The sequence below is a fragment of the Fibrella rubiginis genome (assembly GCF_017353185.1).
Lineage (GTDB): Bacteria > Bacteroidota > Bacteroidia > Cytophagales > Spirosomataceae > Fibrella > Fibrella rubiginis.
In genome coordinates this window covers 249,813-260,237 of record NZ_JAFMYV010000001.1, presented here as the reverse complement: position 1 = coordinate 260,237, position 10,425 = coordinate 249,813, and the positions used below count along the sequence as shown (strand labels likewise).

The 10,425-nt window shown below is 55.1% G+C and carries 7 protein-coding genes; 5 read left to right on the top strand and 2 right to left on the bottom strand.

Going from position 1 to position 10,425, the window contains the following annotated elements:
• Positions 1-11: 11 nt before the first annotated feature.
• Positions 12-1,790 carry a tetratricopeptide repeat protein gene (locus J2I47_RS00995; RefSeq protein WP_207362679.1) on the bottom strand — a complete coding sequence of 593 codons (1,779 nt, stop codon included), beginning with the start codon at positions 1,788-1,790 and terminating at the stop codon, positions 12-14.
• Positions 1,791-1,923: 133 nt separating this feature from the next.
• Positions 1,924-3,855 carry a KUP/HAK/KT family potassium transporter gene (locus tag J2I47_RS00990; RefSeq protein WP_207363164.1) on the bottom strand — a complete coding sequence of 644 codons (1,932 nt, stop codon included), beginning with the start codon at positions 3,853-3,855 and terminating at the stop codon, positions 1,924-1,926.
• A 580-nt stretch (positions 3,856-4,435) separates the two neighbouring features.
• On the opposite strand from J2I47_RS00990, the gene J2I47_RS26945 reads away from it, so the two are divergent.
• From J2I47_RS26945 to J2I47_RS00965, 5 genes are all read left to right on the top strand, one after another.
• Entirely contained in the window at positions 4,436-4,516 is an 81-nt protein-coding gene (locus J2I47_RS26945; protein ID WP_207363163.1) for a potassium-transporting ATPase subunit F, read from the top strand.
• Positions 4,517-4,602: 86 nt separating this feature from the next.
• A complete protein-coding gene (kdpA, locus tag J2I47_RS00980; protein WP_207362678.1) occupies positions 4,603-6,318 on the top strand; it encodes a potassium-transporting ATPase subunit KdpA in 1,716 nt (571 codons plus the stop codon).
• Between the two features lie 140 nt (positions 6,319-6,458).
• Positions 6,459-8,534, top strand: a complete 2,076-nt coding sequence (gene kdpB / locus J2I47_RS00975; protein ID WP_207362677.1) for a potassium-transporting ATPase subunit KdpB — start codon at positions 6,459-6,461, stop codon at positions 8,532-8,534.
• An 84-nt stretch (positions 8,535-8,618) separates the two neighbouring features.
• Complete coding sequence (locus J2I47_RS00970; RefSeq protein ID WP_207362676.1) at positions 8,619-9,182, top strand: K(+)-transporting ATPase subunit C; 564 nt, start codon at positions 8,619-8,621, stop codon at positions 9,180-9,182.
• Between the two features lie 60 nt (positions 9,183-9,242).
• Positions 9,243-10,382 carry a porin gene (locus J2I47_RS00965; RefSeq protein WP_207362675.1) on the top strand — a complete coding sequence of 380 codons (1,140 nt, stop codon included), beginning with the start codon at positions 9,243-9,245 and terminating at the stop codon, positions 10,380-10,382.
• Positions 10,383-10,425 lie beyond the last annotated feature (43 nt).

Sequence of the window (10,425 nt, the reverse complement as noted above, 5' to 3'; positions counted from 1 at the left end):
GTTGTCGGCAGCTACTCCAGCAGTTCGAGCAGTGGGGTGCTGCCCGTAACGCCCAGTTTTTTGCGGAGCCGGTATTTGGCCTTGCGAATCGACTCCGGCGAGATACCCAGCATCCGGCTCATGTGGAGGCCGTCTATCCGAAGTTTCGAAAGGGCCATCAGCCGCTCTTCGGCGGGAGTGAGGTCGGTAAATTGGTGGCGAAGCTGTCCGAAAAACAACGGATGCACCCGCTCAAATCGACGGCGAAATTCGGCCCAGTCATCGTTGGTGAGCAGGTGAGCGTTTAGCAGCGACGGGTCGGCGGTGGCAAGTGGGGGGTTCGACAGAACGAGTTGAGCCTGTTTTTGCTGCAGAGCCTCCATCAGCAGGGCGAGGTCGGCTCTGGCGCGGTCAAGTTCATCCGTCACAAGTTGCTTCTCCAGCGTGAGTTGCTGTTCACGCCCGGCGTTGGCCAGTGCCTCCTGCTGCCGACGGCGTTGGCTGGACCAATACAACCAGCCCAACAATCCCGTCAGGCCAGCCCCCGCGCCCAGCAGCAGCCATTGCGTCCGGCTCAGGCGCTCCAGGTGGGCTACCTCGGCCTCGTGTTGCTGCACCAGCAGCCGCTGCTCAGCCAACGCCGCATCCCGCGACCGGGCGCGGTTGTCGATACGTACCTGGTAACTAAGCAAGCTGTCGGCGCAGCGATCCGATTTGGGCAGGTTACCCGTTCGCTGGTAGTAGCGGCGGGCCAGTGCGTAATATAACTGCCAGAACACGTCATCCTGAAAAGGCTGGCTAAAGTCTTTGGTTGAATTAAACTGGCGCAGGCGCTGGGCTTCGTCCAGGTAATAGCGGCAACTATCGAGTTGATTGAGTTCGTAAAAAGACCGGGCCAGTTCTACCGCCGTGATGTTTGGATAGCCATTTTGGCCCGCCGAGCGCATTTCCAGTCGGTAGTCGGTCCGAAAGGCAGCGAGGGCTGCCTGCCACCGCCCCTGATGGGCATACAGTCCCCCCAGATTACCCCGCACAATGCCCATCCAGACCGAATCACGGTAGGTCACGGCCAGCTGATACGCCTTTTGGTAATTTGCTTCGGCCAGGCCTACCATCGTGGCCGATTGGGGCTGTTGGCGGGTATAGGCCATGGCCAGCGTGTTGAATGCCTGGATGTGCAGATTAGGACTGAAGGCTGGGTAGTGGGCCGCCTCGGTCAACAGGCTGATGACCTTCGCATCATCGTTGAGGTAATAGTAGTTGAAGGCCAGTTCGTAGAGGTAGCGGTGAATTTCGGGTACATTGGCATAGCCGATTTGCCGGAATCGTCCGTTGGCCGACAGCAGGTACTGAAAAGCGCTGCCGTAGTCCTGACCGAGGTAGTAATACTGCCCGGTGAAGTGTTCAGCAACTCCGGCCAATTGCTCATCGCCTTCAGCATCAGCCCGTTGGGCTATACGCAGAAACAGGTCGGCATTCTGGCGGTCGGTGCGGTTGGGCTTGTTTTTGACCCACGTGTCGCGCAGCATCCGGGCATACCGCCGGAGCTGATTGTCGTGCCGCCGTTGACCAACCGCGTCCAGTTGGCCGAGCATCTGAAAGGCAGCAGACTGGTTCTGCGTAACCGCCCGGCAGGTATCGAAGTAATAAAGTACCATCCGAACGCGCTCGGCAGGTAGTGCCCGCTCCACCCGCTGCAGAAAGGATTGGGCACGAAGGGGCAGCGCGAGAAACAGGCCACTTAAAAACAGGCCTACAGGTCGTGCCGGGTTAAGACAAAGGCATCGGTATGATTTACCACGCAGCAGCATAAGCGGCCAACCGCTCTGTACGTCTTATCGAACAAAGGCGGGTTGACGTGCTGAAAAATAACCATACGCCGAAAAAAGTAAGCAGGAATATTGGGTGAAAGGCCGTAGGTTCAACATACTGGTCTTTGTGGCGTCACGCTTCCCCTCCTCTGCTAACCCGTTTCAACCGTACGAACTCGGCGGGGCGCACCACCAGAGGGACCTGCTCGGTTTCTACGTTCTGGGTGTCGAGACCATAGGCGCGCTCGTCGGCCAGACTCAGGCGTTTAAGGCCGAAATAGCCGTTCATCACGAAGGTGTCTAAAGCAGCCAGGTCGTTTTCGTAGGACAGAAACCGGTTGATGACCACAAACCGGAAATCGCCGATGAAATCAGGGGTGGCACCGAGGGGGCGGTACTTGGGCTTCAATGTGATCTCGTGGCAGCGCACCATTTCTTCCACCACCTTGCGGAACAGCAGATTGATGCGCGGCTGCACCCGGAATCCCAACCGGAATGTAATGCGCACTACCTCTTCAGGGTCCAGAATGTCAATGCTATACTCGGTAGTATAAGGATCATCGACCAGTTCGATATGGATGAACCAGTAGACATCAGCCCGTTTGGGCATCCCGCCCAATATCGAATTAACAATTTGTTCTTCAATCTGTTGGCTACGGGGTGAGGCCGTCAGATACACCAGGTTGGTGGCGTATTTGGGCGTGGTTTCGTCGTTGCTTAGCTGCCGCAGGAGGGGCAGGTGGTCAGATAGGCTGACGAAGGTTGTGAGGCGGCGTTTAATGCGGCTGCCGTTATACCAAACCAGCATCACAGTGAGCATAATCAGTCCCAGCAGCAGCGACACCCAGCCGCCATGCGTGAATTTGCGGAGGTTGGCAATGAGGAAACTGCCTTCGATAAACACGTATAGCAGGATCAGGGCCAGCACCGCCAGACCGTTCACATGCTTTTTGGCGTAGAGGTACATACCCAGCAACACAGTGGTGGTGAGCATGGTCAGGTTGACCGACAGGCCAAACGCCGCCTCCATATTTTTCGATTCTCGGAAGTAGAGTACTACGCCAAAACAGCCCGCCATCAGCAGCCAGTTAAACGCTGGAATGTACACTTGCCCCCGCGCATCGGAGGGAAAAACGATCCGCATTTTGGGCAATAGCGTCAGCCGGAAGGCCTCAGAAACAAGCGTGAAGGTGCCACTAATGAGGGCCTGCGAGGCAATGATCGTAGCCAGGGTGGCGATGCCAATGGCGGGCAGCATAAACCAGTTTGGTACCAGTCCGAAAAAGGAATTCAGGTTGCCCAGGGGCTTACCGGTATGGTCTAACAGCCAGGCCGCCTGACCTAAGTAGCAGAGAATCAGTGTCAACTTGACATAAAACCACGACACCTGCACGTTACGCCGCCCCACGTGACCCATATCGGAATACAGCGCCTCGGCGCCTGTCGAGCAGAGGAATACGCCACCCAGCAGCCAGAACCCGTCGGGATAATGCACGATCATGTTGTAGGCATACACGGGGTTGAGGGCGCGGACCACGGCGGGGTTTTGCATTACCTGCACCGCGCCCATGATCCCGATCATGGTAAACCAGATGGTCATGATGGGACCAAACGCTTTGCCCAGTTTGTCGGTCCCCATTTGTTGTGCCGTAAACAGCAGGAGCAAAATTCCCAGCACAATGGGCACGGTGGGCAGGTCGGGATACAGCGGCAGCAGCCCTTCAATGGCCGATGCCACCGAAATGGGCGGGGTGATAATGCTGTCGGCGATGAGAAAACTACCGCCCGCAATGGCCGGAAACAGGAGCCATTTGGCATACCGCCGAATGAGCGTATAAAGAGAAAAGATGCCGCCCTCACCGTTGTTGTCGGCACGCAGGGTAAGCAGCACATATTTAAGGGTGGTCTGAAATGTGAGCGTCCAGAAAATGGCCGACACGCCCCCCAGGGCCAGGGTTTCATCAACGGCGCGGTCTTCAATAATGGCGCGGTAGGTATACAATGGCGAGGTACCAATGTCGCCGAAAACAATGCCCACGGCCACCAGCAGGCCCGCCGTCGTCATTTTGTCGATGTTATGCTTGCTCAAAATCTAGTCTTGATTTTCAATGAGTTATCGTGTTGTTAACGCATTTGGCTTCGCGAGTCGTGCCCTTCGACAAGCTCAGGGTGACAGGAAATTAGAGCAATCTTCCTGAGTTGATTCAAGTTTCCTGTCACCCTGAGCTTGTCGAAGGGCACGACTCGCGAAGCCAAACGCGCCGAGAAGCCACAGCGCGTCAGCCAACCTCCCCTTTTCCGAAAATCGTGCCAATGCCGAAATAACCACGAACAGAGCAGAATTGACAGCGCATTTTTCCAAAATGAAAAAGAGGCCTTTTCAAAACGACAAAACAAGAGGGGCCGATTAGCCAATGCACTTACATACTATTAGCATAAAAGTCTGTTAGTCAAGATATTACGATAAATCATCGAAAGTTTTTGCCAGACTGGATCGCATTTTGGCATATCCTCTTCGAAATCAGATCGCAAAATCAATCAACTCAATGGGTACTACCCTGCTCCTGCTTCTCTCGGCTTTTCTGTGCTTTGCCCTCTTCTACAAGGTCATCGAATGGTTCGAGAAAGTCTAACATCACACAACCATGCTGCTCATTCTGTTTATTGTCTCGCTCATGGTCTTCGGCTACATGCTCTATGTGCTGATTCGGCCAGAGAAATTCTAAAAAGTGAAAGAGTTAATAAGTGAAAGAGCGACACACGCCAGTTCACTCTTCCGCTCTTTCAGTCTAACACGCTTTCACACATCGTTATGAATACCGAATTGACCGGCGTTGTGGTCACGTACCTGATCACTTTGCTACTGGCTATTCCACTGGGAAAGCTGGTCGGCAAGATCTTCAGGGGCGAACCCAATGCATTTGATTTTATGGCTCCCCTAGAGCGATTGATTTACCGGGTCGGTGGCATCGACCCGAAGCTGGACATGACCTGGAAACAAAACCTCGTGGCCCTGCTCACTATCAACGCCGTCTGGTTTGTGTACGCCTTTTTCATGCTCCTGTTTCAGGACAAGCTGCCTCTCAACCCCGACGGCAATGGTGCCATGACGCCTGATCTGGCCTTCAACACGGCTATCAGCTTCATGGTCAACTGCGATTTGCAGCATTATTCGGGCGAGTCGGGGCTGACGTACCTCACGCAACTTGGCGTAATCAACTTCCTGATGTTTGTGTCGGCGGCCACGGGTATGGCCGCGCTGGCGCTGGTGGTGCGGGCGTTTTTGCCCGAAAAAACCAGCCTGTCGGGCAACTTCTACGTGTATTTCACAAAAGCCATTACGCGGGTATTGCTGCCGGGTTCACTTATCGTTGCCACCATTCTGGCGTTCAACGGTACTCCTGCCAGTTTTGCCGGGAAAGATCAGTTTATTTCCCTGCAGGGCGACACCGTCAACGTGTCGCGCGGACCAGCGGCAGGGTTGATTGCCATTAAGCACCTGGGCACCAACGGCGGCGGCTATTTCGGGGCCAACTCGGCGCACCCGCTGGAGAATCCCAGCTACGCTACGAATATGGTTGAATTGATTGCACAGGTAATGCTGCCCATTATCATGCTCTTTGCCCTGGGCTATCTCATCAACCGCAAACGTTTTGCCTGGACCGTATTCGGCGTAATGACCGCTGGCTTTCTATTGCTGGTGACGCCTACCCTGATCACCGAATTTCACGGTAGCCCAGCCATTGCGCACCTTGGCGTGGCGCAGCCAGCAGGAGCTATGGAAGGCAAAGAAGTCCGTTTCGGCCCGCTTTCGTCAGCCTATTGGAGCATTGCCACGACTGTTATCTCAACGGGTTCGGTCAACTCCATGCACGATTCGAGCATGGCGCTGTCGGGGTCGATGCAACTGCTGGGCATGATGACCAATGCCTTCTATGGCGGCTGTGGCGTGGGTTTCCTGAACTATTACTACTACCTCATCATCGCCGTCTTTATTTCGGGCCTGATGGTAGGCCGTACGCCGGAACTGTTTGGCCGGAAAGTAGAAGCGCGGGAGATCAAAATTGCTTCTATCGTGGCTTTGCTGAGCACATTGCTCGTGAAAGGTGGCGTAGCCATTGCAGCCTACGTTCTGGTTCACCATCCCGACGTCAATTGGGCGGTGAAACCCGCGGCCTGGCTCAACAATACTGGCTACCACGGCTTCTCCGAAATTCTCTACGAATTCACGTCGGCCAATGCCAACAACGGATCAGGTTTTGAAGGGCTGGGCGACAACAACTTCTTCTGGAACGTCAGCACGGGTATTGTCATGATGCTGGGTCGGTTTATTCCCATTATCGGACCACTGGCTATTGCCGGGTTGCTGGCCGACAAGAAGTACGTGCCCGAAAGTGCCGGTACGCTGGCCACGGATACGTCTACGTTTGGTCTGATGACCTTCGCCGTTATTATCATCATCACCGCGCTATCGTTCTTCCCCGCCCTCGCACTGGGTCCGCTGGCCGAATATTTCTCATTGAAATAGAAGAAAGGTTTTTGGGCAGGTTTAAAGGGATTTCAGGATTGACAGGATTTTTCAAATCCATTCTCAGAAGCGAACAGGAAAATCCTGTCAATCCTGAAATCCCTTTAATCCTGTCCAAAAACCCCTTTTCAAGCATATACATGGCTCAACAATCTTCGCCGTCCGAACGCGGCACCGCCCTCTTCCAGTCTGAACTGATCGGGACGGCTATAAAACAATCCTTCGCCAAGCTGAATCCAGCTCAGTTGGTGAAAAATCCGGTGATGTTCACTGTCGAAATTGGTACGATAATCATGCTGTTCGTGACGGTTTACATCGCCCTCTCCGGCGACAAGACGCAGGGAACGCTGGTCTACAACAGCGTGATCACGGTGATTCTGCTGCTGACGGTACTCTTTGCCAACTTCGCTGAAGCCATTGCCGAAGCGCGGGGCAAAGCCCAGGCCGAGTCGCTGCGAAAAACGCGGCAGGAGACGCCCGCCAAGAAAGTAGGCAGTGGGCAGTCGGCAGATGCGTATACGACGGTTAGCTCGGCGCAACTGGTGAAAGGCGACGTGTTTCTCTGCGAACCCGGCGATATTATTCCCTCCGACGGCGAGATCATCGAGGGCCTTGCCACCATCGACGAGTCGGCCATTACGGGCGAATCGGCCCCGGTGATTCGGGAAGCAGGTGGTGATAAATCATCGGTGACGGGCGGTACGAAAGTACTGTCTGACCGGATCAAAGTGATGGTAACAACCCAACCCGGCGAGTCGTTTCTCGACAAAATGATTGCGCTGGTGGAAGGGGCTTCGCGGCAAAAAACACCCAACGAAATTGCCCTGACGATCCTGCTGGCGGGCTTCACGCTTATTTTCATCATCGTCTGCGTGGCCCTGAAACCCTTCGCCGACTATGCCAACGCGCCCATTACTATTGCCGCCCTGATTTCGTTGTTCGTGTGCCTCATCCCCACCACCATCGGCGGGCTGCTGTCGGCCATTGGCATTGCGGGCATGGACCGCGCCCTGCGGGCCAACGTCATTGCCAAGTCGGGGCGGGCGGTGGAAACGGCGGGTGATATTGACACGCTACTGCTGGACAAAACCGGCACGATCACCATTGGCAACCGAAAAGCCACCAACTTTTACGCTGCCCCCGGCGTATCAGCTGCCGACATGATCCGGGCATCAGCGCTAAGCTCACTCGCCGACGAAACTCCGGAGGGCAAGTCGATTGTGGAGCTGGCTGGAACCGATGTAACCCGCGGTCTGAGCACAGAAGGGGCCACGATGATCAAGTTCACCGCCGAAACCCGCTCATCCGGTATTAATCTCATCAGTGGTCGCGGTGGCGAACCGCAACGCATCCGGAAAGGGGCTACCGATTCGATTCGGGCCATCGTCGAGCGGGCAGGCAACCACTTCCCCCCCGAAGTGGAAACGCAGGCAAAGGCTATTGCCGGTAATGGCGGAACACCGTTGGTCGTTATTGACAATGAGCACGTTATGGGCGTGGTGGAATTGCAGGATATCATTAAACCGGGCATTGCCGAACGGTTCGACCGGCTGCGCAAGATGGGCGTGAAAACGGTGATGGTAACCGGCGACAACCCGTTGACAGCCAAGTTTATTGCCGAAAAAGCAGGCGTTGACGACTACATCGCCGAGGCCAAGCCCGAAGACAAGATGCAGTACATCCGCACCGAACAAACCGGCGGTAAGCTCGTAGCCATGATGGGCGACGGTACCAACGATGCCCCCGCCCTGGCACAAGCCGACGTGGGGGTGGCGATGAATTCCGGTACGCAGGCCGCTAAAGAAGCCGGTAACATGGTCGATCTGGACAACGACCCTACTAAGCTGATTGAGGTGGTGGAGATTGGTAAGCAGTTGCTCATCACGCGGGGTACGCTCACCACGTTCAGCATTGCCAATGACGTGGCCAAATATTTCGCCATTGTACCGGCCCTGTTTGTGGTGTCTATTCCGTCGCTGCAGGCACTGAACATTATGCGCCTTCACAGTGCTGAGTCGGCTATTTTGTCGGCGGTGATTTTCAACGCCATCATTATCCCGATGCTCATTCCGCTGGCCCTGCGGGGGGTTGACTACAAACCCATTGGTGCCTCGGCCCTACTGCGGCGAAACCTGCTCATCTACGGCGTGGGTGGACTGGTGGCGCCCTTCGTAGGCATCAAATTGATTGATCTGTTAGTGGGGCTGTTTGTGTAAAAAGACGTTAGACATTGGACGTTAGACACTGGATTCTCGCAACGAAGTCCAGCGTCTAATGTCCAGCATCCAGTATCATTTCCAATGAAAACGCATCTTTCTCCGGCCATCCGTCTCACCCTGGTGATGCTCGTTTTGGTGGCCGTTATTTATCCGCTCGTGGTATCGGGCATTGCCAGGTTTGCACCCGGTGGCGGCAGTGGCGAAAAAGTAATCGTCAACGGCAAGGTCGTGGGTTATACGCTCATCGGCCAGAAGTTTACCCAGGACCGGTATTTTAACTCGCGGCCATCGGCGTTAGACTACAATGCTGCCGGCTCGGCTGGCTCAAACAAAGGCCCCTCCAACCCCGATTACCTGAAGGTGGCTCAGGCCCGCATCGACACGTTTCTGGTGCACAACCCCGGTGTAGACAAAGCGCAGATCCCGGCGGAGTTGGTAACGGCTTCCGGCTCTGGTCTGGACCCCGACCTGTCGCCAGCTGCCGCCAAAATACAGGTGGCCCGAATCGCCAGGGTACGTGGTATCTCCCCCGAACGGCTGAATCAACTGGTCGATGAGCACACCAAAGGCCCTGCGCTGGGACTGTTTGGGCCATCGACAGTTAATGTTTTGAAAATCAATGTGGCGCTGGACGCGCTAAAATAAAAAGACCCCGCCCCCGGCCCCTCCCCTAAACCGCAGGGGAGGGGCCTGGGTACTACCCCTATGAAAACATTTTTTTCTGCCCTGGCAATGGCCTCGGTATCCTATACATCAATTGCCCAAACGACAGACACTACTACTGCTTCAGCGCCGACGCAGGCTGCCACGCAGGCAGTCCCCAATAGCGGGTTGACTGTGTCTGGCTACGTCGAAGCGTACTATTCGCATGATTTTTCGCTGGCAAAAACCACACAGGAACGGCCTTCATTTCTGTACAACCACCGCCGCAACCGGGAGGTAAACGTGAACCTGGCGTTTATTAAAGCCGCTTACGTCAATGACCGCGTTCGGGGGAATCTGGCCCTGCAAGTAGGTACCTATCCGCAGTATAACTATGCTGCCGAGCAGGCGCTGATAAAGAATCTGTTTGAAGCCAACGCTGGGGTGAAACTCTCAAAAAACCGTGATCTGTGGCTCGATGCGGGCATTTTTGCCTCGCACATTGGCTTTGAAAGTGCTATCTCGAAAGATTGCTGGACGCTCACCCGCAGCATCCTCGCCGAAAACTCACCCTACTATTTGTCGGGGGCCAAAATGACCTATAACACCGCCAATGGGAAATGGACGTTGCTGGGGTCAGTTGTCAATGGCTGGCAGCGCATTAAACGGCTGGACGGCTATTCCGGTCCGTCGCTGAGTACGCAGGTGCAATACCGCCCGTCGCCGGAACTGACGCTCAACTGGAGTAGCTTTCTGGGCAGCGACCGCCCCGACTCGCTACGGCAGACGCGCTTTTTCAACAATTTCTACGCCATCATCAATCCACAGGGCCGGTTCGGCGTGATTTTAGGCTTCGACATTGGCTCAGACCAAAAACCCGTTGTCCGCACCGGCTCCGACGCTCGCGTGGAAGGCGGCGGCAGTTACGTCTGGTATTCACCGGTGGTGATTGCCCGCTACAAAACATCAGACAAAAGCTATGTTAACGGCCGCGTAGAATATTACGATGACAAAGCTGGTACGCTCATCGGCACCCCAGGTTTCCAGACAATGGGGTACTCGCTGGGGTACGACTACGCCATGCTGCCCAACGCGCTATTTCGTTTGGAAGGCAAAATGTACGATAGCAAAACGCCACTGACTACGTTCGAGAATAGACGCGTCAATACGTCATTGACAACAAGCATAGCTATTTCTTTTTGAGCAAAAGAGGCAGGGCTACAACACGGAGTTACCCGGAGGTCCA

What these genes read in the sequence shown, in the direction of transcription:
- kdpB (WP_207362677.1), top strand. Translation starts at nt 6,459, where the DNA reads ATGGCTCAACAATCTTCGCCGTCCGAACGCGGCACCGCCCTCTTCCAG.
- kdpA (WP_207362678.1), top strand. Translation starts at nt 4,603, where the DNA reads ATGAATACCGAATTGACCGGCGTTGTGGTCACGTACCTGATCACTTTG.
- J2I47_RS00995 (WP_207362679.1), bottom strand. Translation starts at nt 1,790, where the DNA reads ATGCTGCTGCGTGGTAAATCATACCGATGCCTTTGTCTTAACCCGGCA.
- J2I47_RS26945 (WP_207363163.1), top strand. Translation starts at nt 4,436, where the DNA reads ATGCTGCTCATTCTGTTTATTGTCTCGCTCATGGTCTTCGGCTACATG.
- J2I47_RS00970 (WP_207362676.1), top strand. Translation starts at nt 8,619, where the DNA reads ATGAAAACGCATCTTTCTCCGGCCATCCGTCTCACCCTGGTGATGCTC.
- J2I47_RS00965 (WP_207362675.1), top strand. Translation starts at nt 9,243, where the DNA reads ATGAAAACATTTTTTTCTGCCCTGGCAATGGCCTCGGTATCCTATACA.
- J2I47_RS00990 (WP_207363164.1), bottom strand. Translation starts at nt 3,855, where the DNA reads ATGACGACGGCGGGCCTGCTGGTGGCCGTGGGCATTGTTTTCGGCGAC.